This is a genomic window from Pseudarthrobacter sp. NPDC092202, assembly GCF_044755505.1.
Lineage (GTDB): Bacteria > Actinomycetota > Actinomycetes > Actinomycetales > Micrococcaceae > Arthrobacter.
Genome location: NZ_JBIVRG010000001.1, coordinates 35,312 through 59,223 on the forward strand (window position 1 = coordinate 35,312; position 23,912 = coordinate 59,223).

A 23,912-nucleotide genomic window follows, 5' to 3' on the forward strand; every position below is an offset into this window, starting at 1 on the left:
GTTACTTCCTTCCCACGGCGCTGGTCATGGCCTTGCCCGTGATCAGGTGCGCCACCACGATCTGGGCCAGCGCCAGGGCAAGGAGGAGCAGGAGGGGCAGGGTCCAGCCGCCAGTGGCGCTGTGAAGCAGCCCCATTCCGAACGGTCCCGCCGTAGCCAGCAGGTAGCCCGTGGACTGCGCCAGCGTGGACAGGGCCGTGGTCTCGGCCGTGCTCACACCGCTGCGGCTGATCATCACCATCACCAGCGGGAAGATGCCCAGGCCGAACCCCAGCAGCGCCGCCGGGACAGCGGCCAGCCCCACCGGCAGGACAAGCAGCGAAACCAGGCCCGCCACCATGGTGATGCTGACCAGGTAGAACGCGGGCCGCAGCATCCGCGGACGGGAACCGACGGCAATCAGCACCATGCCGGCCGGAACGGAGACAAGCTGCATCAGCCCGAACATCAGTCCGCTGTCCGCCGCGCCCAGTCCCATGGTGGTCAGCATGTACGGGAACCAGCTCAGCAGGGCATAGGCGAGCAGGGCCTGGAGCGTGAAAATCGCGGTGAGGAGCAACCCTTTGCGGGTCCGCAGCAGCGGCCAGGGGGAGATCCGCCCGCCGGCCGCCCGGGGACTGTTCCGGTGCGCATGCAGCGCCACGGGAAGGAATCCCAGGAGCGCCGCCACGGCGGTGATGCCGATGGCGCCGACGGCGGCCGAGGGCGAGCCGAGTGCCTGCGCCAGCGGAACCACCGCGACGGCGGTGACGGTGGCGCCGGTGGTCATGGTCACCGTGTAGACGGCGGTCATCAGGGACGTCCGCTGGGCAAAGTGTTCCCGGATGAAGGAGGGCATGGCCACGTTGCAGACGGCCAGGCCGGACATCCCCAGGACGCTGCCCGCCACCAGCATCCCGGTGGCGGGAATGCCGCGCAGGAGGAGCCCGCCGGCCAGCATGGCCAGGGCCACCAGGATCGCCTTCTCCACGCCGAGCCGCCCCGTCAGCCAGGACGTGCCTGCCCCTGCAAGCGCGAAGCACAGCGTGGGAATGGACGGGATGATGGCAGCCACCAGCGCCCCGTAGCCCAGCACCGCTTGGAGGTCGTGCAGCAGCGCGGACGCTCCGGTGATGCCCGCCCGCAGGTTTAGCCCGATCAGCACCAGAGCAATAACGCCGAACACGACGGCGGAGCGCGGCTTGGCATTCCCCGTTGCCGGGGTGGGGGCCGGGAATGGTGCTGCGGCCGCCGGAGCAGCGGCCGACGCTCGGGTGGCGGGAGGATTCGGGGCGGACATCCCTCCACTCTAAAGGTTAGACGTTTGATGTCTGTGGTTCTGTGGCCAAGCTCTCCCGGCACCCCGGCCGGGGCAATAGACTGCCAGCGGGAGCCCGGACGCCTTGGTCCGGACCCTGGACGCGCGGATGCGGGAGGGACAGCTTGTGAAGGCTTCGCAAGGACTTGAGATAGAAAAGAAGTACGACGTCGGCAATGACGCCGCCGTGCCCGCGCTGGACAGGCTTCCCGGCGTGGCCAGGGTGGCAGCTCCCCACACCGATGTCCTGGAGGCCGTCTATTTCGACACCGACCGGCACATCCTCGCGTCCCGCCGGATCACCCTTCGCCGGCGGACAGGCGGGACCGACGCAGGCTGGCACCTGAAGCTGCCGCCGCTGGAAGCCGGGGCCACCGCCGCAGAACCCCAGCAGCGGCGGGAATTGCACGCCCCGCTGGGGCAGCCCGGCGTGGTGCCGGACAGCCTGCTCGACCACATCCAGGCCTATCTTCGCGGAGCTCCCGTGGCGCCAGTGGTCCGGCTCGAAACCCGGCGCACCACGCACGCCCTCTACGGCGAGGACGGCGTGCACCTGGCGGACCTGGCCGATGACCGGGTGACGGCGGAGCGCCTGCACCCCGGGGGGCGGGAAGGCTCCGGCGGGCAGCAGCAGTGGCGTGAGTGGGAACTGGAACTTGTCCACGGCGAGCCCGGGCTCTTCGCCCCGGCGGAGGAACTGCTGGTGGAGGCCGGCGCCCGCCCTGCGGGCCACGCATCCAAGCTGGCGCGCGCGTTGGGCGGTAAAGAGGGCGGCGAGCCGGGTAGCGAACCGGGCGGCGCGGTCGGCAGCCCTTCGGCGGACGCCGGCCCGTCCACGGACGGAAGCACCCGGGACGGCAGCATTCAGGCCCAAAGCACCCGGGACGGAAGCACCCCGTACCTTGCCGGCGGCAAGAAAGCGCCCGCGGCAGCCGTCGTCAGCGCGTACCTCGCCGTGCAGATCCAGGAGATCCTGGCCCAGGACCCCAAGGTCCGGCTGGAGGAACCCGAGTCCGTGCACAACATGAGGTCGGCCGTGCGCCGCATCCGTTCCGCGCTCGCGGCCTACCGCAAGCTCTATGCCGCCCGGCCCGTGCGGCATCTGCGGGACGAGCTGAAGTGGTTGGGCCAGTTACTGGGCGGACCCCGGGATGCCGAGGTCCTGCTGGACAGGCTGCGCGGACACCTGGCCGAACTGCCGCCGGGCGAAGGGGTTGACGCCGCCACGGACCTGGTGGAGGGCAAAGTGGGCGGCGCGTTCGATGAAGGGTACCGGCACCTGCAGGAGGCGATGCGCTCGGACCGCTACTTCCGCCTGCTGGACGAACTCGAAGCCTTCCGGGACACCCCTCCGGTCCGGGCGGAAGCGGTGGCCCGCGGCCGCCGGGTGTCCGCAAAGGCAGTGGACAAGTCGGCCAGGCGCCTGCAGCGCTCGCACAGGGCGGCAACGCGTGCCAGGCGTGGGACGGACCACGAAATCGCCCTCCACCAGGTACGCAAGGATGCCAAGCGGCTCCGCCATGTGGCGGAAACGGCGGCCCTGGTGCGCGGCAAGCGCGCCCGGAAAGTGGCCAAGGCGGCGCAGCGGCAGCAGAAAATCCTGGGCAATTTCCACGACGCAGTGATAGCCCGCGACCTGTTGGGCGCCGTAAGTTCGGACACGGAAATGGCCGCCCCCGAGGCGGCGGCGCTGACCGCGCTGCGCACGCGCCAGGCCGAAGAGATGGGTGCAGCCGAGGCCAAGTACGGCAAAGCCCGCAGGAAATCCCGCGGGCTGCTCCGCCGCGGGGTTCTCTAGGGCCCGGGCAATCCCGGCGCTGGGGTTACTTGCCCTGCCGCGCGCCCAGCCGGGCCACGGCCAGGGCCAGCCAGAGCTGGACGCGGTCAGTGGTGACGGCGGGGTCGTACCCGGTCAGCTCGGTGATCTGCGCCAGCCGGTAGCGGACCGTGTTGCGGTGCAGCGTGAGTTCCTCCGCCACGGCTGCCACCGAGCCGTTGTTGTTGAGGTAGCTCTCCAGGGTGGCCATCAGCTCCGAACCGTGGGCGGCGTCGAAGGTCCGCAGCGGGTTCAGGGACTCATTGGCCATGTCCGCCAGCGGCACGTCCTCGCTGGCCAGCAGCAGCGACGTCAGGCTCAGCCGCTCCGGTTCATTGACGGGCAGACCGTGGCTGGCGGCGTCCCGGGCCTCGAAGTAGCTCCACCGCAGGCCGTTGGGCTTGGTGTACGCCCCGCCGATGCCGATGGTCGCGTGTAGCCCCGCCTCGGCCAGGTGGTCGCTCAGTTTACGGGCCAGCGCAGGTGCGCCTGCGCCGTCGTCATTTATCACCAGGACCAGGTCCTTCCCCACGACGGCGGCCACCGCGTTCTCCAGCTCGCGCGGCACCGAGGTGCTCACCAGCGCCTTGTTGTGCGCGGCGGAGACAGCCAGCAGCACCACGTTCTTCCGGGTGCTGTTGACGCCCACGCCCGCCAGCCGCCGCTGGGCCTCGCTGGTTTCCAGGGCGCCGTGGATCACGTCCTCGAGGACCTGGCCGCACAGCGCCCGCTGTGCCTGGCGCTGCTTGACCATGTTGTTCAGCTCCACGCTGATCAGGTTCTGGGCGTAGCCGATAATGCCTGAGTCCTCGAAGGGCTGCCGGACCCACAGGGTGCAGGCGTCCCGCCGGCCGGTGGGGACGGGGTAGGAGGACCAGGTATCCGCCGTGGGGGATTCGCTGCTGCTGTTGTAGAGCTGGGCCGTGAACTGGCTCAGGGCAACATCGGTGCGCAGCATGCCCCCCAGGTGCTTGAGGAGTTCGGCAAGCCCGCCCCCGGTGAGCAGCGCCCGTGCCAGCACCTGGTGCCCGGCGATCAGCCGCTCAAGTTTTGCGTAGTGGTCCGCGGACTGGGCATCGGCCACCAGCTTGCCGATGGCGATGAAGGGCGTCTCGTAGGGGACCTCCACCACGGGCAGCCCCCAGCGGTTGGCTTCCGCCAGCAGGGCCGGGGGGACCGTCTCGTGGGAGAGCCCCACGCCGAAGCCGATCCCCACGGCGCCGGCCCGCTGCACCTGCCGGACAAAGCGCCGCTGCTCCGGTGCGGACCGCAGCCGCAGGCCCGTGGTGAGGATCAGTTCGCCGCCGTTGATGAAGCGGTGGGGATCCTCCAGTTCGGTCACTGCCACCCAGTTGATGTCCTGGTGCCAGGTGGTTTCCGCGAGCCCGGCTTTGGTCAGCTTCAGGGAGTTCACACCCAGGAGGGCGGCAAGGGAAATGGCCATGGATCAAGGATAAAGGGGTGCTGGGCAACCGCACTAAACAGGCTCAGGAAGGGTGTGCAGGTGGCTATTCACTGGGCAGGGGTGCTGGCATAGGCTCAAGGCAGTTCCATCCCTCCGCCCTGAACTCCGCCCGGGCGCGGACGGCCCCTACGAAAGAGGTTGCACACCGTGGTCCAAACCTTGCAGAACTTCATCAACGGAAAGTTCGTCACTCCTGCCGGCACCGCCCTGCTGGACATTGTGAACCCCACCAACGGCGAGGTTGTGGCGCAGTCGCCCGTCTCGGTGCAGGCCGATGTGGATGCTGCCATGACCGCGGCGAAGGACGCCTTCAAGACCTGGAAGCACGTCACCCCGGGCCAGCGCCAGCTCATGCTCCTCAAGCTCGCTGACGCCGTCGAGGCCAACAGCGATGAACTCGTGGAGGCACAGCACCGCAACACGGGTCAGGTGCGTTCCCTGATCGCGTCGGAGGAAGTGGCTGCCGGCGCCGACCAGCTCCGCTTCTTTGCCGGTGCCGCCCGCATCCTTGAAGGCAAGTCCGCCGGTGAATACTTCGAGGGGCACACCTCCTATGTCCGCCGCGAGCCTATCGGCGTCGTGGCGCAGGTGGCACCTTGGAACTACCCGTTCCTGATGGCCATCTGGAAGATCGGCCCCGCTCTGGCCGCCGGCAACACCGTGGTGCTGAAGCCCTCGGACACCACGCCGGAATCCACCCTGGTCCTGGCCCGCCTGGCCGGCGAGATCTTCCCGGCCGGCGTACTGAACGTGGTGCTGGGCACCGGCGAGACCGGCGCCATGATGGTGGACCACAAGGTCCCCGGCCTGGTGTCCATCACCGGTTCCGTCCGCGCCGGCATCGCCGTAGCCTCGGGTGCGGCCAAGGGCCTCAAGCGTGCGCACCTGGAGCTTGGCGGCAAGGCGCCGGCGATTGTTTTCAAGGACGCCGACATCAAGAAGAGTGCAGCGGCGATTGCCGAGTTCGCGTTCTTCAACGCGGGGCAGGACTGCACGGCCATCACGCGGGTGCTGGTGGAGGACTCCGTGCACGACGACGTCGTGGCCGCCATGGTGGAGCACACCAGGACCCTGCGCACGGGCTCACAGAACGACGAGGACAACTATTTCGGCCCGCTCAACAACGTCAACCACTTCAACGCCGTCAGCTCGGTGGTGGAAAACCTGCCGGCCAACTGCAAGATTGTCACTGGCGGCCACCGCGCAGGGGAGAAGGGCTACTTCTTCGAGCCCACCATCGTTACCGGCGCCAGGCAGACAGACGACATTGTCCAGAAGGAAACCTTTGGACCCGTTATCACGGTGCAGAAGTTCAGCACCGAGGAAGAGGCTGTTGAGCTGGCGAACGACGTGGACTACGCCCTCGCCTCAAGCGTCTGGACGTCCAACCACGGAACGGCCATGCGGCTCAGCCGGGACCTCGATTTCGGTGCCGTCTGGATCAACACCCACATCCTGCTCACCGCCGAAATGCCCCACGGCGGTTTCAAGCAGTCCGGCTACGGCAAGGACCTCTCCATGTACGGCGTGGAGGACTACACGCGGATCAAGCACGTCATGTCCGCACTCGACTCTTAATCCCCACCGCACCAACCCCAGGCTTCAAAGAAAGGCCTTCCCATGACCACCACAGCATCAGATATCACCTTCCGCCTGGAGCAGAAGCGCCGGGTCCAGGCTGACTTCCCCGGCCCCAAGTCCGTAGCCCTGACCGAGCGCCGCAAGGCAGTCGTCGCTGCCGGCGTCGCCTCCAGCGTCCCCGTCTACGTTGCAGACGCCGACGGCGGGATCATCCACGACGTCGACGGCAACTCCTTCATCGACCTCGGCTCGGGCATCGCCGTGACCAGCGTCGGAGCGTCCGATCCCGCCGTCGTCGGTGCCGTCAAGGAAGCCGTGGAGCACTTCACCCACACCTGCTTCATGGTGACCCCCTACGAAGGCTACGTGGCCGTTGCCGAGCAGCTGAACCGCCTCACCCCGGGCGACCACGAGAAGCGCACCGTCCTCTTCAACTCCGGCGCCGAGGCCGTGGAGAACGCCGTCAAGGTGGCCCGCCTCGCCACCGGACGCGACGCCGTCGTGGCCTTCGACCACGCCTACCACGGCCGGACCAACCTCACCATGGCGCTCACCGCCAAGGCCATGCCGTACAAGACCAACTTCGGCCCGTTCGCGCCCGAGGTCTACCGCATGCCCATGAGCTACCCCTACCGCGAGGAAAACCCGGAGATCACCGGTGCCGAGGCCGCCAAGCGCGCCATCACCATGATCGAAAAGCAGATCGGCGGGGACCAGGTTGCCGCGATCATCATCGAACCCATCCAGGGCGAGGGCGGCTTCATTGTCCCGGCCGAGGGCTTCCTCCCTGCACTGGCCGCATGGGCCAAGGACAAGGGCATCGTCTTCATCGCTGACGAGGTCCAGTCCGGCTTCTGCCGCACCGGTGAATGGTTCGCCGTCAACCATGAAGGTGTTGTCCCGGACATCCTGACCATGGCCAAGGGCATCGCCGGCGGCATGCCGCTGTCCGCCATCACCGGCCGGGCAGACCTGCTGGACGCGGTCCACCCGGGCGGCCTGGGCGGCACCTACGGCGGCAACCCGGTTGCCTGCGCCGCTGCCCTTGCCTCCATCGGATCCATGGAGGAGTACAACCTCAACGGGCGTGCGCGCCACATTGAGGAACTTGCCACCGGCCGGCTCCGCGAGCTCCAGGCCGAGCTCGCCGCTGCCGGGACTGCCGTGATCGGGGATATCCGCGGCCGCGGCGCCATGCTGGCCATTGAACTGGTCCAGGACGGCTCCAAGGAACCCAACCCGGAACTGACCAAGGCCGTTGCCGCTGCCTGCCTGAAGGAAGGCGTCATCATCCTGACCTGCGGAACCTACGGCAACGTGATCCGCCTGCTGCCGCCGCTGGTCATCACCGATGACCTGCTCAACGATGGCCTGGACGTCCTGGCGGCTGCCATCAGGGCCAACGCGTAACACCCCGCACAGAGCCAGCGCCCCCTCGCAACGGCGCCAACAAACCCCAGGCCCCGGAAGCAACGCTTCCGGGGCCTGGGGTTTTGTTACTCCAAAACTGATGCAAGCGGAATGTACTTCAGGTTGGACGTTGCCCCGCCCTTGTTCTCTTCGTCGTGGACCACCAGGAGTCCTTGCTCAAACTGCGGCCCGGCGTTCAGAGCTGTCACGTCCAGGCCGTCGGTTCCGGACACGCCGTCGATATTCCCGTTCCCGCCCACCGCGAACTTCCTGATGAAGGCGTTGTCGCCGGAGCGGTCATAGACGGCGATGGTGGAGTCTCCCTGGCTGGACACGAACAAATGGCCTGAGCCGCCGGGGCCGTAGGTGATGCCCATTCCCTCCACGTCCGCCACAAGGCGCCCTGCGCCGGTTTTGTCCATGGCGGCCCGTTCCGTTCCGGCATCGGGTTCTGCGTTGTACTTCCACACGCCGACGTCCTCCTGTGCAACATAGAGGTGCCCCAGTTCGTCGTCCGCGACGCAGCCTTCCGTGATGCTGCCGATGGGAAGCTCCCTGACAAGCTCCGCCTCCACCCGGCCTTCGCCGTCGTCAACCAGCTCGAATTGTTGGATGGCCCCTTCCTCGTTCGGGGTGACAAAGGCGTAGAACTTGCCGCTGGCGCTGCTGCGGTACATGCAGAAGCCGTAGTTGGGTGCGAACGTCTTGATGCTGCCCGCGGCCACGGGGGCGAGGGTCCTGGTCCTGGGGTCCAGGGTCCACAGGGCAAGGGTGTCATCCGTCCGGTTGTTGCCGCCCACCAGTACGGCCGGCTTGCCGGACAGCGGGAACCCCGTCCTCAGGTCCACGTTGCCGATCTTTCCGTCCGGGCGGAACTGGACCAGTTTCCCGTCCATCCCAAAGACGCCGATGCCCCCGCCTTTGTCCGCCTTGTTGCCCGCGATCACCACGCTGTTGGCCGGGTTGGCAGGGTCCACCCAGATGGCAGCGTCGTCCGCCACGTCGCCGGATCCCGAAAAGCTGGACGTCTCCACCGCGGGTCCCTTGGCCGCCGGTGCCGAGGTGGTGGGCAAGGACGGTTCAGGGCTGGCAGGTCCGGGCACCTGGTCCCGGGCCGGGAGGTTTGTGACCAGCACCAGCGCCCCCAGGACAGCAAGCGCAAGGAAGGCGGCGAGGGCGATACGGATGCGGGCACGCCTGGTGTTTCCCGGGAAAGGTGATGTCATGTGCCCCGCTTTGCGCGTTTGGCCACCGAGTTCCTGCGCGCCGTCCCCAGCATGTCCACGGTGAGGACAACCAGGGCCAGCCACACCACGCCGAACCCGATCCAGCGTTCCACGGTCATCGCTTCCCTGAACACCACGAGGGCAAGGATGAACTGCAGGACGGGAGCACAGTACTGGAGCAGGCCGATGGTGGTCATGGGCAGCCTGCGGGCCGAAGCGCCGAAGAACAGCAGCGGAACCGCGGTGATCACGCCGGACGCCACCAGGAGCCAGAAATGGCCCGGACCCTGCGTGGTGAGGGTGTCGGTTCCGGTTGCGGCCAGGAAGACCATGGTGGCCGCTGCGAACGGGGCCAGCACCATGGTTTCCACACTGAGGCTCGTGACGGCGTCCACCCTCGGTCCCACCCGTTTCTTGACGAAGCCGTAGAGGCCAAAGCTGAACGCCAGGGTGAGGGCGATCCACGGGAGCTTGCCGTAGGAGTAGGTCAGGACGCCTACCGCAACAAACCCGATGCCGACGGCGGCCCACTGCAGCGGCCGCAGCTTCTCCTTCAGGACAAACACGCCCAGCAGCACGGACACCAGCGGGTTGATGAAGTAGCCAAGGGATGCCTCAACGGCCTGCCCGGTGGTGACTCCATAGGTGTAGGTGAGCCAGTTGACGGCGATCAGCAAGGCAGCCAGAGCCAGGGAGCCGAACACGGCGCGGTTGCGGAGCGCCCGGGCCAGGGCGGACCAGGCTCGGGTGACCGTAATGAGGAGTGCACAGAACAGCAGCGACCACACCACCCGGTTGGCCACGATTTCGACGGCGCCGGCCGGCATGAGCACAAAGAAGTACAGGGGGAGCAGCCCCCACAGCCCGTACGCGGCGATGCCAAAGAGGACTCCCGCCGTCGTCTCCTTGTCTACCGCTTTGGGGACCACTGCCTTTGGCCCCGCTGCCGGGGAAGAGCCTGCGGCGGAACCGGCTGCAGCCGGGGCGGTAAGGGGGGAGGATCCGTGGGGAGAGGGCACGAAACCCATAACACCACCTCCGGGGCAGGTATTCCAGCGGGCAGGACATGCAATCCGGGAAATAGTCAGTAGGCTTGCTTTCATGACATTCGCGAAGCGGCCGGGCACGGCCCTGTGAGGCTCCGTCGCAGCAACGCCTCGGGCCGGGGCTACCGCCGTGTGGCCGCCGGCACGGGCTTCAGCTACCGCGACCTTGATGGTTCAACCCTGCCGCCCGGCCCCATCCGGGACAGGCTGGAGAGCATTGGCATTCCCCCTGCCTGGACAGACGTCTGGATTGCCCCGTTCGAGAACGGGCACATCCAGGCAACCGGGCTGGACGCCGTAGGCCGGCGGCAGTACATCTACCATCCGGAATGGCGCCAACGGAAGGACCGGGTCAAGTTCGACCGTGCCCTGCAGCTGGCCGAGTCACTGCCCGCCGCACGGCGCCGGGTCACCATGGACCTGCGCGCGGAAGGGTTCACGCGGGATCGCGTCCTGGCCGGCGCCTTCCGGATGCTGGACAGCGGGTCGCTGAGGGTGGGGTCCGAACGGTACACGAACGAAAACGGCAGCCACGGGCTTGCAACCCTGCTGTGCGCCCACGTGCAGGTGCGCAAGGACCGGATCCACCTGAGGTTTCCGGCCAAGAGCGGCAAGGACTGGGAATCGGAAATCCGCGACGCCGACCTCGCCGCCCTGCTGCGCCAGCTCAAACGCCGCGGCGGGAATGCCAGGCTCCTGGCGTACAAGGAGGGCCGGCGCTGGCGTCCCGTCACTAGCGCGGACATCAACGCCTACGTGAAGGAGCGGACCGGCTCCGACTTCACGGCCAAGGACTTCCGGACCCTGCGCGGAACCGCGGCTGCTGCCGCCAGCCTGGCCCGGACCGGCCCGCAGCGGACGGCCGCCAAACGCAAGCGCGCCATCAGCCGGGCCATGATGGATGCCTCCGATGTGCTGGGCAACACCCCGTCCATCGCACGCAAGAGCTACGTGGACCCGCGCGTGCTGGACCATTACCACGAAGGCGAAACCATCGACCCCAAACGGCCGGACTCAGCCGAAGCCGAGCTGCGGGCGCTGCTGTACCGGGAGGGCGACGTGGTTCCGCTGGCGAAAAGCGGCTGAGGCCTAGAATAGGGGACTGTGCGCTACCTGTACGGCGCGACGTCATGCATCAGATGATCAGTTCAGAAGGGCTTGCGGTGTCCAACCACAGCGAAACCATTTCCTCCCGTCCCCTCCGCGTCGCCATTGTGGGCGCGGGACCGGCGGGCGTCTACGCTGCGGACATCCTGACCAAGTCCAGCGGGGTCAAGGACGGCGACTTCGAGGTCAGCATCGACCTGTTCGAGGCCTACCCGGCACCCTATGGCCTGATCCGCTACGGCGTTGCACCGGACCATCCGCGCATCAAGGGCATCGTCAACGCGCTCCACAAGGTCCTGGACCGCGGCGACATCCGGTTCCTGGGCAACGTGACCTACGGCCGGGACCTCACGCTCCACGACTTCCGCGCCTTCTACGACGCCGTGATCTTCTCCACCGGGGCCGTGAAGGACGCGGACCTGGAGATCCCCGGCATCGACCTGCAGGGCTCGTTCGGCGGCGCGGACTTTGTGTCCTGGTATGACGGCCACCCGGACGTTCCCCGCGAATGGCCGCTGGACGCGAAGGAAATCGCCGTGATCGGCAACGGCAACGTGGCACTGGACGTGGCGCGGATGCTGGTCAAGCACCCCGAGGAGCTGCTGAGCACCGAGATCCCGGACAACGTGTACGCCGGCCTGAAGTCCTCTCCCGTCACGGACGTGCACGTTTTCGGCCGGCGGGGCCCCGCCCAGGTGAAGTTCACGCCGCTGGAGCTGCGCGAACTGAGCCACATGAACGACGTCGACATTGTCCTCTACCCGGAGGACTTCGAATTCGATGAGGCCTCCGATGAGGCGATCCGCAGCAACAACCAGACCAAGACCATGGTCAATACCCTCACCAACTGGCTGGTGGAGGAACACACCGAATCGGAAAACCCCTCATCCCGGCGGCTGCACCTGCATTTCCTGCACAGCCCGGTGGAAGTACTTGCCGACGGCGGCGAAGGCGGCACCGGCAAGGTGGCCGGGATCAAGTTTGAGCGCATGCAGCTTGACGGCACCGGCAACGTGAAAGGCACGGGGGAGTTCGTTGAGTACCCGGTCCAGGCGGTCTACCGGGCCATTGGCTACCATGGCTCCGCGCTGGACGAGCTGGAGTACGACGCCAAGCGCGGCGTTATTCCGAACGAGGGCGGCCGCGTGCTCGACGCCGGAGGCAATCCGGTTCCGGGCATCTACGCCACCGGCTGGATAAAGCGCGGCCCTGTTGGCCTGATTGGCCATACCAAGGGCGACGCCCTGGAGACCATCGGGTTCCTGCTTGAGGACAGGCTTTCCCTGCCGCCGGCCCAGAATCCCGATCCCCAGGCCATCATCGACCTTTTGGAAGAGCGCGGCATTGAATACACCACGTGGGAGGGCTGGAACCGGCTGGACGCCCACGAGGCACAGCTCGGGGCGGCCTGGACCGGTCCCGAGGGCCTGGACCACGTGGTCCGCGAACGCATCAAGGTGGTGCCGCGCGAGGAGATGATCCGCATCTCCCGCGGCTGACCCGTCCCGCCCCGCTCCCGCCCCGGAGTTTTTGTCCACTTATGCAGACTTAAATCCCCTTGAACCCTGCATAAGTGGACAAAAACTCCAGAGCGTAGGTGGGCGAGGGGAGCCGCGCTACAATGGCGTCCACCCCTTGGCCGGCAGCATGCGGCCATGCCCTTGCAGACGTAGTGCAGCCACCAGGAGTTCGATGACGAACCTGACCCAGCCCGGCGCCGGCGCGGCGCTGCAGCTCCGCGCCCTGGCAGCACACGAAGAGCTCGACGGCGGCACGTTGGCCGATGCGCCGGAGCTGCCCGGCCTGCGTGCACTGATCCGCGAATCCTGGCAGCGGTCGGCAGGCTTCAAGGCGAACCCGGACAACCCCGCGGCCCCGCTGGCCATGGACCTGGATGAGCTGGAGGACTACCGCAGGCAGCACCCGCTGGCCGCCATCATGCCGGTGATCAACAAACTCCTGGTGCAGCCCAGCCACGACAGCGGCCTGCTGGTGGCGGTGGGCGACGAGGTGGGCAGGCTGCTCTGGGTTGACGGGGATCCCGCGCTGCAGCGCCGCGCCGAGGGCATGATGTTCGTCCCGGGCGCCGACTGGTCCGAAGCCACCGTTGGCACCAGCGCGCCAGGAACCGCCCTGGCCCTGGGCCGCGGCATCCAGATTTCCGGCGCCGAGCACTACCAGCGGACGGTCCACCCCTGGAGCTGCACCGCCGTTCCCTTCCACGATCCGGATTCCGGTGCCGTCCTGGGCGTAGTGGACATTACCGGCACGGCCACGGCGGTGGCGCCCCACACGTTGTCCCTCGTCGAGGCCACCGTGGCCGCCGCGCAGGCGCAGCTTCGCGTTGAGCGCCTCCAGCTGGCGGCGTCGCTGGCCAGCAGGCCGGCACGACGGCGGAGCGCGGGCAGCGCTTCCCGGCCACCGGGGGTGGGGGCGAAGGAAGGCAGCCTGTACCGCAACAGCCTCCAGCTGTTGGGCCGCGACCAGGCCCTGCTCAGCATTGAAGGCAAGAGCGTGGTGCTGTCCGCCCGGCACAGCGAGATCCTCGCTCTGCTGGGCTCGCATCCGGACGGGCTGAGCGCCGAGGAACTCAGCGTCCTCCTGTACCCGGGCGACGGCTCCACCATGACCCTCCGCGCCGAAATGGTCAGGCTGCGCAAGGTCCTGCAGCAGCTCAACCCGTCCGCCGTTCCGGAGTCCCGGCCCTACAAGCTCACCATGGACCTTGTTCCGGACAGCGGCCAGGTCCTGAACTGCCTGCAGCGCGGCGCCCACCGGATCGCACTCGAGATCTACCGCGGCGCCGTACTGCCGAAGTCCGAGGCGCCTGGCATCATCGAGCTCCGGGACAGGGTCTCGTCCCTGATGCGGGAAGCCGTCCTCACCGACGGCAGCGCCGAAACGCTGCTCAAGTACGCGGAGCTGCCGGAGGCAAGGGACGACGTCGGGGTCCGCCGTGCCGCCCTGAAGCTGCTGCCTGCCCGCTCACCCAAGCGTGCCGCCGTCGTGGCCGACCTCGAGCGGCTGGAAGCCGAACTCAGCGCCTAGCCACGTGGCGCCGTCGTTCCGTCCGGCTACCTCTGCTGTGAGCTGGACCACTCCTGTGCAACCTGACTGCAACCTTTGCCCTCCTACGCTGGGAGCAACGGCGGAGGCCATGAACCGGCCCCCGCCCCATGCACAGCAAAGGAGCTAGCAATGACTGTTTACGCCCAGCCCGGTACCGAGGGTTCGAAGGTCACTTTCAAGGACCGCTACGAGAACTGGATCGGCGGCGAGTGGGTGGCCCCCGTCAAGGGCCAGTACTTCGAAAACGTCACCCCCGTCACGGGCAAGGCCTTCTGCGAGGTGGCCCGCGGGACGGCCGAGGACATTGAACTGGCGCTCGACGCCGCGCACAAGGTTGCGCCGTCCTGGGGCAAGACCTCCGTGGCCGAGCGCGCCGCGATCCTGAACAAGATCGCTGACCGGATCGACGAGAACTTGGAAATGCTGGCCGTCGCCGAGTCCTGGGACAACGGCAAACCGATCCGCGAAACCCTCAACGCCGACATGCCGCTTGCTGCGGACCACTTCCGGTACTTCGCTTCCGCCGTCCGCGCCCAGGAAGGCCGGCTCTCGCAGCTCGATGACGACACCACCGCCTACCACTACCACGAGCCGCTCGGCGTCGTGGGCCAGATTATCCCCTGGAACTTCCCGATCCTGATGGCCGTCTGGAAGCTCGCGCCCGCGCTTGCCGCCGGCAACGCCGTGGTGCTCAAGCCCGCCGAGCAGACGCCGTCGTCCATCCTGGTCCTGATGGAGCTCATCGGCGACCTGCTCCCCGCAGGCGTCCTGAATGTGGTGAACGGCTTCGGCGTCGAGGCCGGAAAGCCGCTCGCGTCCAGCCCCCGGATCCGGAAGATCGCCTTCACGGGCGAAACCACCACGGGCCGGCTGATCAGCCAGTACGCCAGCCAGAACCTCATTCCCGTCACCCTGGAACTCGGCGGCAAGAGCCCCAACATCTTCTTCAACGACGTCGCCCAGGAAAACGACGCCTTCTACGACAAGGCGCAGGAAGGCTTCGCGCTGTTCGCCTTCAACCAAGGCGAGGTGTGCACCTGCCCGTCCCGCGCACTGGTCCAGGAAGACATCTATGAGTCCTTCATGGCCGACGCCGTTGCCCGGGTGGAGAAGATGGTGCAGGGCAACCCGCTGGACACCGAGACGCAGGTGGGAGCCCAGGCCTCCAACGACCAGCTCGAGAAGATCCTCTCCTACATCGACATCGGAAAGCAGGAAGGTGCCAAGGTCCTCACCGGCGGCGCCCGCGCCGAACTGCCCGGCGACCTTGCCGGCGGCTTCTACGTCCAGCCCACGGTCTTTGAAGGCCACAACAAAATGCGGATCTTCCAGGAGGAGATCTTCGGCCCCGTAGTGGCCGTGACGAAGTTCAGCGACTACAACGACGCCATGGGCCTGGCCAACGACACCCTGTACGGCCTCGGCGCCGGCGTCTGGTCGCGCAACGGCAACGTCGCGTACCGGGCGGGCCGGGAAATCCAGGCCGGCCGTGTCTGGGTGAACAACTACCACGCCTACCCGGCCGGGGCCGCGTTTGGCGGCTACAAGTCCTCAGGCATCGGGCGTGAGAACCACGCCATGATGCTGGACCACTACCAGCAGACCAAGAACCTGCTGGTCAGCTACAACGAAAACAAGCTCGGCTTCTTCTAAACCCGCACCACCTCCGCTACAACGACGCAAGGATTTCGCCAATGACGACGACAATGCACGCAGCAGTAGTAACCGAATTCGGCAAGGACCTCCAGCTCCAGGACCTCGACATTCCTACCCCAGGTCCGGGGCAGGCCCTGGTCAAGGTCCTGACCACCGGGGTCTGCCACACCGACCTCCACGCGGCAGAAGGCGACTGGCCCGTCAAGCCCTCACCGCCCTTTATCCCCGGCCACGAGGGCGTGGGGGAAGTGGTGGCCCTCGGCGAGGGCGTCACCGACCTTGCCGTCGGTGACCTGGTGGGCAACGCCTGGCTCTGGTCTGCTTGCGGCGACTGCCAGTACTGCCGCACTGGCTGGGAAACCTTGTGCGAAGTGCAGAAGAACGCCGGCTACAGCGTGGACGGCTCGTTCGGCGAATACATGCTGGTGGACTCGCGGTTCGCTGCCCGCATACCGGCGGGATCCGACCCCGTCGAGGTGGCGCCGGTGCTGTGTGCCGGCGTCACCGTCTACAAGGGCCTGAAGATGACCGAGGCCAAGCCCGGCCAGTGGGTCACCATCTCCGGCATAGGCGGCCTGGGACACATCGCCGTCCAGTACGCGGTGGCCATGGGTCTCCGGGTGGCGGCGGTGGACATCGCCGACGACAAGCTCGCCCTGGCGAAGGCACACGGCGCGGAGCTGACGGTCAACGCCCTGCACGAGGACCCGGTGGAAGTCATCCAGCGCGAAACCGGAGGTTGCCATGGAGTCCTGGTCACGGCCGTGCACCCGTCAGCTTTCGGCCAGGCGATCGGCATGGCACGCCGTGGCGGGACGATCGTGTTCAACGGGCTGCCGCCCGGCGACTTTCCGGCACCGATCTTCGAAATTGTGCTCAAGGGCCTGACGGTCCGGGGTTCCATCGTGGGGACCCGGCAGGACATGGAGGAAGCGCTGGACTTCTACGCGCAGGGCAAGATCCACCCCACTGTCTCTGTCCGTGAGCTCTCCGAGATCAACGCGGTGCTCGATGAGATGAAGCACGCCAAGATCGACGGCCGCGTGGTCCTGAGGTTCTGATGGCCGTGGACCGGCTCGACGCCGCGGTGACGCTGCCCGGGGAAGAATTTTCCCGGGTGGCGCTCACCCCGGCCGCCGTGCAGCTGCTGCGGAAACTGTGGCTCCAGCACGGGCCGCTGATGTTCCACCAGTCCGGCGGCTGCTGCGACGGGTCCTCGCCCATGTGCTATCCGGCCGGCGACTTCATCACCGGGGAGGCAGACGTCCTGCTGGGCCTGTTCGACCTGGCCGAGGGCATTGAGCCCCAGGCACTGGAATTCTGGATGTCCCGGGAACAGTTCAGCTACTGGAGCCACACCCACCTGACAGTGGACGTGGTGCCGGGGCGGGGGAGCGGGTTTTCCGTGGAGGCGCCGGAGGGCAAGCGGTTCCTGATCCGCTCCACCCTCATGGACTGGCCAGCCGGATAATTCGCTGGGACGCGCGTGGGACCCTCCAACCTGAGGGTCCCACGTGCGTTTGCCTGAACAAAGTTTGGCGCTCGGCCCGTCTCACCATTCGGGACAGTTCGGCCCGTCCAATGGATGGACACTAGCGTTAACTGGTCTGTTTCCTTCGCAAACCAGGATTGTGATCCCCATGAACCTCCTCCGGACCAAATCCATCGAGCAGTCGATCGCCGACGCCGATGAGCCCGGACGCAAGCTCAAGCGTTCCCTCAGCACGTGGGACCTGATGATCATGGGCGTCGCCGTGGCTGTCGGCGCCGGCATCTTCTCCGTGGGTGCCAAAGCGGCAGCCAACTTCTCGGGACCGGCAGTGACCCTCTCTTTCGCCGTCGCCGCGGTCACCTGCGCGCTGGCCATCATGTGCTACGCCGAGTTCGCCACCGCGATCCCGGTGGCAGGCTCCGCCTACGTCTTCACCTACGCCACCATGGGCGAACTCCTCGCCTGGATCATCGGCTGGAACCTGATCCTGGAACTTTTCACCGCGGCAGCCGTCATCGCCAAGTACTGGGGCATCTACCTCAGCAAGGTGTTTGCACTCATGGGTGCCGACATTCCGGCAGCGGTCTCCCTGGGCGGGGTTGACCTTTACTGGGGCGCCTTCCTGATCGTCGCCGTCTTCACCGTGCTCCTGGTCCTTGGCACCAAACTGTCCGCCCGCGTAGGCAACATCTTCACCCTGATCAAGATCGGCGTCGTCCTCTTCGTCATCGTGGTGGGCTTCACCTACGTGAAGTTCGAAAACTACGCCCCGTTCATCCCCGCCGCTGAGCCCACCGGCGGCACGGGCACCGCCGACGTCCTCAAGCAGTCGTTCTTCGGCTTCCTCACCGGCGCCGCCCCGGCCCAATACGGCACCCTGGGCATCTTTGCGGGCGCCGCCCTGGTGTTCTTCGCGTTCATCGGTTTTGACGTGGTGGCCACCTCCGCCGAAGAAGTGAAGAACCCGCAGAAGACCCTGCCGCGCGGGATCTTCGGCGGACTCGCCCTGGTGACCCTGCTCTACATCCTGGTCTCGCTGGCCCTGACCGGCATGGTGTCCTACACGCAGCTGGCCGAGGCGGAAAACCCCACGCTCACCACCGCCTTCGAGGCCGTGGGCGACACCTCAGCGGCCAAGGTCATCGCTTTCGGGTCCCTGGTGGGCCTGACCACCGTGATCATGGTGCTCCTCATGGGCCTGTCCCGCGTGGTGCTCGCCATGAGCCGCGACGGCCTCCTGCCCCGGGCGCTGTCGCGGACCAGCGAAAAGCGTTCGACGCCGGTGCGCCTCCAGGTCATCTGCGGGGCCGCCGTCGCACTGGTGGCCGGCCTGACCAACGTGGACCTGCTGGAAGAAATGATCAACATCGGAACGCTGTCCGCGTTCGTGGTGGTCAGCCTCGGCATCTTGGTGCTCCGCAAGAAGCGTCCTGACCTGAAGCCCGCGTTCCGCGTTCCGTTCGGCAAGGTCCTGCCCATTGTGTCTGCAGTGCTCTGCCTCTACCTCATGACCAACCTTGCGGTGGAAACGTGGATCTTCTTTGCGGTGTGGCTGGTCATCGGCATGGCGATCTACTTCGCCTACGGCCAGCGCCACTCCCGCCTCAACGAGCGGTTCGGCGAAGCCAGCACCGCGGTCAACGGAACGGCCCCCGGCCAGGTGCGCGACGGCGGGGACGAGCTCACCCGCGTCTGACCGTTCACGGAATGCCCGCCCAGGCCTGCCAGGGCGGGCATTCGCATGCCCGGCTACCAGGATGGAGCCGCAACTTAGGATTGGACTTATGGCCCGCCCCACACGAGACGAACGCAAGGCCGAGCTCCTCGCCGCCATCCTTGACTATCTAATGGACAAGACGCTGGCCGAGCTCACCTTCCGGAGCCTGGCGGAGGGCCTGGGAATGAGCGCGTACGTGCTGGTGTACCACTTCGGGAGCCGCGACCAGCTGATCAACGACATCGTTGTTTCCATCGAATCCCGGCTGGACCGGATGCGCAACACCGACGTGCGGGACATCGACCGCACAGCCTGGCGGGAGTTCCTGCTGGACTCCTGGCAGTGGACCATGGCGCAGCGCAACCGGCACCTGACCCGGCTCGAATTTGAAGCCACGGCGCAGGACATCGTTGCCGCCGAGCCGCGTGGAACGTCGCAGGAGCACTTCCGGATGCTCCACCACAAGACCCGCGACTGGCTGATGGTCCAGGGGATACCGGAGGAATTCGCCGACACCGACGCGCGGCTCTTCACCTCCACCTTCTACGGGCTCCAGTTCGACTTCGTGGTCATGAACGAGCCGGAGGCGGCCACCAAAGCCTTCGAGCTGATGCTGGCGGTTTTCTTCAACAACCTCGAGACCCGGCTGGCGGCGAACGGCCACAGCGGCTGAGCCGCACTGTTCCACCGGGCTCCCTGGCCCCATGACGGCGGCAGCGTGCTGCGTCGGGTGTCCCTTACGCGGCCGTCTCAGAGCTGTAACAATGAGCCATATATGGGTGGCTTGACCGTCTCAACCATGGTTGAATCAGAGTAATCGAACGCTTGTTCGAATGGCGAACACTAGGGCTTGGGGACGAAGTTGTCCCCGGTCATGGGCACGAAGGAGTGATCATGAAACGTCGTCTAATTTCCGTCCTGGCAGCAGCGTCCATCCTGGGACTGGCGGCCTGCGGAAGCGGCTCGCCCAGCTCCACGGGAGGCGGAACGGCACCTGCCACCGAGGGCGGGGAAACAGGTTTGACCAAGGTCAGCGTGGGCGTCATCCCCATCGTCGACTGCGCGCCCATTTACCTCGGTGACAAGCAGGGCTTCTTCAAGGAAGAGGGCCTTGAGCTGGATATCCAGACGGCCACCGGCGGGGCAGCGATTGTCCCCGGCGTGGTGAGCGGCAGCTTTGACTTCGCCTTCTCCAACCTGATCTCGGTCATGGTGGCCAAGGACAAGGGACTGGACCTGAAGTTCGTGGCCAACGGCGCCTCCACCACGGGTGAGGAAGGCAAGGACATCGGCGGCGTTGTTGTCCCGGCCGGATCGGACATCCAGTCCGCCAAGGACCTCGCCGGCAAGACCGTTTCCGTGAACAACCTCTCCAACATCGGCGACACCACCATCAAATCGGTTATCGAGAAGGATGGCGGCGATCCCAACGGCGTGAAGTTCGTGGAAGTTGCCTTCCCGGACGCCCCCGCGGCGCTGGCCAACAAGCAGGTTGATGCCGCGTGGATCCTGGAACCGTTCCTGTCCAAGGCAGTGGATGAAGGCGGAACGGTGGTGTCATCGAACTTCGTTGAGATGAGCCCGGAACTCGATATCGCCGGCTACTTCACCAAGGGTGACACCATCAGCGGTAAAGCCGACCTGACGGAAAAGTTCACCCGAGCCATGAACAAGTCGCTGGAATACGCCCAGGAGCACCCGGACGAAGTCCGCGAGATCGTGGGCACGTACACCAAGATCGACGAGGCCACGCGCGCGAAGATGATCCTCCCGCGGTACCGCGTTGAATTCGACGAGGACGCGTTCAAGACGCTGGGCGACGCGGCAGCCAAGTACGGCACCCTCTCCAAAGCGCCCAGTGCGGACGACCTCCTCCCGTGAGTCCGGGAACCCTGGCCGCCGGCGGTGCCGCTCCACCTAAGGAGCGGCAGCGCCGGAAGGCGGGCAAAGGGGCGGCGAAACAGCTGCTGGGGATCCTGGGCATTATCGGATTCCTGGCGACGTGGGAGCTCATTCCCCGGCTCGGCCTGATTGACGAACGGTTCCTCCCGCCCGCCACCGAGGTCATCGCCGCGCTAGTGGTCGACTTCGGGCTGACGGCCTTCTGGGTTGCGGTGGGCGAGACCATGACGGCGTGGTTCCTGGGCCTGCTGATGGCAGTGGCGGCAGCGGTCCTGCTGGGTTTCATCGTCGGCTCCAGCGATTTCCTGCGGAAGGCCACCAACTCCACCATCGAGTTCCTCCGCCCCATCCCGTCGGTGGCCCTCATTCCGCTGGCCGTGCTGCTTTTCGGCGTGAAAATCGAGTCGTCCCTGCTGCTGATCGTGTACGCCTCCTTCTGGCAGGTCCTGATCCAGGTGCTGTATGGGGTGGCAGACGTCGACATGGTTGCCAACAACACTGCCAAGACCTACGGCCTGGGCAGGATGGCCCGGATCCGGCATGTGGTTTTCCCCACCGCCCTGCCCTACCTGATGACGGGTGTGCGGCTCGCCGCCGCTGTGGCGCTGGTCCTGGCCATCACCGCGGAACTTGTCATCGGATCCCCGGGACTGGGCAGGGAAATCGCCCTGGCACAGTCCGGCGGCGCCATCTCCGGCATGTACGCCCTGGTGCTGGCCACAGGCCTGATCGGCGTCCTGATCAACATGCTGATGCGCCAGGTCGAAAAAAGGATCCTGGGCTGGCACTCGTCCATCCGCTCGGAGGTGATCGTGTGAGGACGATCAGGAACATCGGCTACATCCTGGGGCTGCCCGTGCTGCTGGTCCTGGCCTGGTGGTTCTCCACCTTGGGCTCGGTCAATTTTTTTGTTCCCAAACCGGCCGACCTCGTGGAGACATTCGGTGAGGTCTGGTTCGGTGACCGCTTCTTTTCCGATGTCCTGCCCAGCCTGGGCCGGCTGGTGGTGGGCGTTGCCGTCGCCATCATCATCGGGGTGGTCGGCGGAATCCTGATCGGGTCCGTCCGCTGGCTGCGGGCCCTCCTGGAACCGACGCTCGAGTTTTTCCGCGCGATCCCGCCACCGGTCCTGGTGCCGGTCCTGATGCTGCTCATGGGCATCACCGATTCCATGAAGGTGATGGTGATCATTTCCGGCTGCGTCTGGCCGGTACTGCTGAACACCATCGAAGGCGTCCGCGCCGTAGACCCTGTCCTTTCCGACTCCGCCCACACGTACGGCATCGGCGGCTGGGCACGCGTCCGGTACCTGGTGCTTCCCTCCGCAAGCCCGCAGATCATGGCCGGCGTCCGCCAGTCGCTGTCCCTCGGGCTGATCCTGATGGTGATCTCCGAAATGTTCGCCTCGTCCTCCGGGCTGGGCTTCACGATCGTCCAGTTCCAGCGGTCCTTTGCCATCCCCGAGATGTGGTCCGGCATCGTGGTCCTGGGCCTGGTGGGCGTGGCCATGTCCTTCATCTTCCAGTGGGCCGAGCGGAACATCCTGCGCTGGTACCACGGCCAGAAAGAGGTAGAAAATGCAGCCTGACCCAACCCAGGCAGACACGGAGGCCACACTCTCCGTCAGGGGGCTGAAGAAGGTCTACCAGACCGACGGCGGAGACGTAGAGGCTGTCCGGAACCTCACCTTCGACCTGCGCGCGGGAGAGCTGGCCTGCCTGGTGGGGCCCTCCGGGTCAGGCAAGACCACGCTGCTCAAATGCATCTCCGGGCTCATGGCGCCCACCGAGGGAGAAGTGCTCCTTGACGGCAAGCGCGTAACCGGCCCGCCCAAGAAGATGGCGGTGGTCTTCCAGGAATACGGGCGTTCGCTGTTCCCGTGGATGCGGGTGCGGGACAACGTGGAACTGCCACTGAAGAACCAGGGTGTCCCCAAGGGCGAACGCGACCGTCTGGTGGACGACGCCCTCGAAGCGGTAGGCCTCTCCCACGTGCCGCGGTCCTACCCCTGGCAGCTTTCCGGCGGCATGCAGCAGCGCGTCGCAATCGCCCGGGCCATCGCCTACCAGCCCGAGGTCCTGCTGATGGACGAGCCCTTTGCCGCGGTGGATGCGCAGACCAGGGCCGACCTCGAGGACCTCATCCGGGTTGTCTGGAAGAAGCTCGGCGTGACGGTGCTGTTCGTGACCCACGACATTGACGAATCCGTCTACCTTGGCGAGCGGGTCATTATCCTTTCGAGCTCTCCGACGGTGATCCAGGAGGATATCCGGATCGACCTACCGGCGGATCGCGACCAGCTGAACACCCGTTCCCTGCCGCGCTTCACCGAGCTGCGCCACCACGTCTACGAACAGATCCAGCTGGCCAAGAAGGGGCACCGGCCAGCGGCCGCATCAGCGGGGGAGGAAACACGGCTCAAGGGGCAGCATGCCGGCTGACCCAGTCCACCAAGGGGCGCAGGTCCTCCCACAGCTCCGCGATTTCGTGGGCCGCGCCGGCGGTGGAAAGCCACTCCGGCCGGCCCAGGTGGACGCCGGCTGAGAGGGATTTGTGCTTCAGGAGTTCTGCCCGCGGATGCTCGCGTGAATAGCCCCGCGGCACTGTCTTCAGTTTCTCGCCCTCCACCGAAAAGCCGGCAGCGGCCACGTTCTCCACAATGTGGCGGAGTGCCTCGCCGGTGCCTGATGCATCCACCGAGTTGCGGTAGCGGGCCAGTTGCGCCGGGGTGTGCGAGTGGCAGCCGCCGCCCACCACCAGGCCATCGGCGCTTATCTGCAGGTAGTAGCCAACGCCCTCCTGGACGGACGCCACCGCACCCTGGGCCGTCTTGTACGGGGACTTGTCTTCGGAGAACCGGATGTCCCTGTTGGGCCGGAAGAGCTTCGCCGGTCCGAACCGGGGCTCAAGCTCTGCGAGCAGTGATGCCAGGGGTTCCTTGACCAGCGACTGGTACCCGGCCTTGTGCTCCTGCCACCACTGCCGGTTGTTGTTGTCCTGAAGCTTTTCGTAGAACCCGAATGCGCCGGACGGGATGCCCTGGAAAGTTGTCATGGTGCGAGCCTAGGGGCGTCCTGCAAGGGAGGACAGTTCCTGCACGCCCTATGTGCAAACAGTCCTCCATGTGC

The 23,912-nt window shown here is 66.5% G+C and carries 20 protein-coding genes; 15 read left to right on the plus strand and 5 right to left on the minus strand.

Features of this window, described 5'->3' with window-relative positions:
- Window position 1: 1 nt before the first annotated feature.
- The gene (locus tag ACIQF4_RS00180) at window positions 2-1,279 is read right to left on the minus strand and encodes a CynX/NimT family MFS transporter (RefSeq protein ID WP_400516224.1); all 1,278 of its coding nucleotides are present in this window, start codon (window positions 1,277-1,279) and stop codon (window positions 2-4) included.
- 145 nt (window positions 1,280-1,424) lie between these two features.
- Here ACIQF4_RS00180 and ACIQF4_RS00185 point away from each other — a divergent pair, with 145 nt between their 5' ends.
- On the plus strand, window positions 1,425-3,095 hold the full coding sequence (locus ACIQF4_RS00185) for a CHAD domain-containing protein (RefSeq protein WP_400516225.1): 1,671 nt from the start codon (window positions 1,425-1,427) through the stop codon (window positions 3,093-3,095).
- Between the two features lie 25 nt (window positions 3,096-3,120).
- On the opposite strand, the gene ACIQF4_RS00190 is transcribed toward ACIQF4_RS00185, so the two are convergent.
- A complete protein-coding gene (locus ACIQF4_RS00190) occupies window positions 3,121-4,557 on the minus strand; it encodes a PucR family transcriptional regulator ligand-binding domain-containing protein (RefSeq protein ID WP_350004522.1) in 1,437 nt (478 codons plus the stop codon).
- A 168-nt stretch (window positions 4,558-4,725) separates the two neighbouring features.
- Between ACIQF4_RS00190 and ACIQF4_RS00195 the strand changes: the two genes are divergently transcribed.
- Entirely contained in the window at window positions 4,726-6,156 is a 1,431-nt protein-coding gene (locus tag ACIQF4_RS00195; protein ID WP_400516226.1) for a gamma-aminobutyraldehyde dehydrogenase, read from the plus strand.
- A 42-nt stretch (window positions 6,157-6,198) separates the two neighbouring features.
- Window positions 6,199-7,569, plus strand: coding sequence for a 4-aminobutyrate--2-oxoglutarate transaminase (gabT, locus tag ACIQF4_RS00200; RefSeq protein ID WP_400516227.1), 1,371 nt, complete (start codon window positions 6,199-6,201; stop codon window positions 7,567-7,569).
- Window positions 7,570-7,655: 86 nt separating this feature from the next.
- Here gabT and ACIQF4_RS00205 read toward each other — a convergent pair whose 3' ends face one another.
- Both ACIQF4_RS00205 and rarD read right to left on the minus strand, forming a co-directional pair.
- A complete protein-coding gene (locus ACIQF4_RS00205) occupies window positions 7,656-8,795 on the minus strand; it encodes a phytase (RefSeq protein WP_400516228.1) in 1,140 nt (379 codons plus the stop codon).
- Window positions 8,792-9,823: an EamA family transporter RarD gene (rarD, locus tag ACIQF4_RS00210; RefSeq protein ID WP_400516229.1), complete on the minus strand. Its 1,032-nt coding sequence runs from the start codon at window positions 9,821-9,823 to the stop codon at window positions 8,792-8,794. Before rarD ends, ACIQF4_RS00205 begins: the two co-directional genes overlap by 4 nt.
- Window positions 9,824-9,928: 105 nt before the next feature.
- Between rarD and ACIQF4_RS00215 the strand changes: the two genes are divergently transcribed.
- The 12 genes from ACIQF4_RS00215 to ACIQF4_RS00270 all read left to right on the plus strand — a co-directional run bounded on the left by ACIQF4_RS00215 (window position 9,929) and on the right by ACIQF4_RS00270 (window position 23,225).
- On the plus strand, window positions 9,929-10,927 hold the full coding sequence (locus ACIQF4_RS00215; protein ID WP_400516230.1) for a DNA topoisomerase IB: 999 nt from the start codon (window positions 9,929-9,931) through the stop codon (window positions 10,925-10,927).
- A gap of 53 nt (window positions 10,928-10,980) precedes the next feature.
- On the plus strand, window positions 10,981-12,447 hold the full coding sequence (locus ACIQF4_RS00220; protein WP_400516231.1) for an FAD-dependent oxidoreductase: 1,467 nt from the start codon (window positions 10,981-10,983) through the stop codon (window positions 12,445-12,447).
- 193 nt (window positions 12,448-12,640) lie between these two features.
- Complete coding sequence (locus ACIQF4_RS00225; RefSeq protein ID WP_400516232.1) at window positions 12,641-13,996, plus strand: GAF domain-containing protein; 1,356 nt, start codon at window positions 12,641-12,643, stop codon at window positions 13,994-13,996.
- 150 nt (window positions 13,997-14,146) lie between these two features.
- Entirely contained in the window at window positions 14,147-15,670 is a 1,524-nt protein-coding gene (locus tag ACIQF4_RS00230; protein ID WP_350005866.1) for an aldehyde dehydrogenase family protein, read from the plus strand.
- 41 nt (window positions 15,671-15,711) lie between these two features.
- Window positions 15,712-16,734, plus strand: coding sequence for an alcohol dehydrogenase AdhP (gene adhP / locus ACIQF4_RS00235; RefSeq protein ID WP_350005868.1), 1,023 nt, complete (start codon window positions 15,712-15,714; stop codon window positions 16,732-16,734).
- Window positions 16,734-17,144 (plus strand): DUF779 domain-containing protein, encoded by a 411-nt coding sequence (locus ACIQF4_RS00240; RefSeq protein WP_400516233.1) that lies wholly within the window; start codon window positions 16,734-16,736, stop codon window positions 17,142-17,144. Before adhP ends, ACIQF4_RS00240 begins: the two co-directional genes overlap by 1 nt.
- A gap of 169 nt (window positions 17,145-17,313) precedes the next feature.
- Window positions 17,314-18,861, plus strand: a complete 1,548-nt coding sequence (locus ACIQF4_RS00245; protein WP_400516234.1) for an amino acid permease — start codon at window positions 17,314-17,316, stop codon at window positions 18,859-18,861.
- An 88-nt stretch (window positions 18,862-18,949) separates the two neighbouring features.
- On the plus strand, window positions 18,950-19,555 hold the full coding sequence (locus ACIQF4_RS00250) for a TetR/AcrR family transcriptional regulator (RefSeq protein ID WP_400516235.1): 606 nt from the start codon (window positions 18,950-18,952) through the stop codon (window positions 19,553-19,555).
- A gap of 221 nt (window positions 19,556-19,776) precedes the next feature.
- A complete protein-coding gene (locus ACIQF4_RS00255; protein ID WP_400516236.1) occupies window positions 19,777-20,763 on the plus strand; it encodes an ABC transporter substrate-binding protein in 987 nt (328 codons plus the stop codon).
- Complete coding sequence (locus ACIQF4_RS00260; RefSeq protein WP_400516237.1) at window positions 20,760-21,602, plus strand: ABC transporter permease; 843 nt, start codon at window positions 20,760-20,762, stop codon at window positions 21,600-21,602. Before ACIQF4_RS00255 ends, ACIQF4_RS00260 begins: the two co-directional genes overlap by 4 nt.
- Window positions 21,599-22,372 carry an ABC transporter permease gene (locus ACIQF4_RS00265; RefSeq protein ID WP_400516238.1) on the plus strand — a complete coding sequence of 258 codons (774 nt, stop codon included), beginning with the start codon at window positions 21,599-21,601 and terminating at the stop codon, window positions 22,370-22,372. The genes ACIQF4_RS00260 and ACIQF4_RS00265 overlap by 4 nt, the downstream gene beginning before the upstream one ends.
- Window positions 22,362-23,225 carry an ABC transporter ATP-binding protein gene (locus tag ACIQF4_RS00270; RefSeq protein WP_400516239.1) on the plus strand — a complete coding sequence of 288 codons (864 nt, stop codon included), beginning with the start codon at window positions 22,362-22,364 and terminating at the stop codon, window positions 23,223-23,225. Before ACIQF4_RS00265 ends, ACIQF4_RS00270 begins: the two co-directional genes overlap by 11 nt.
- On the opposite strand, the gene ACIQF4_RS00275 is transcribed toward ACIQF4_RS00270, so the two are convergent.
- Entirely contained in the window at window positions 23,203-23,838 is a 636-nt protein-coding gene (locus ACIQF4_RS00275) for a DUF2461 domain-containing protein (protein WP_400516240.1), read from the minus strand. The two genes, ACIQF4_RS00270 and ACIQF4_RS00275, sit on opposite strands and share 23 nt — an antisense overlap.
- Window positions 23,839-23,912 lie beyond the last annotated feature (74 nt).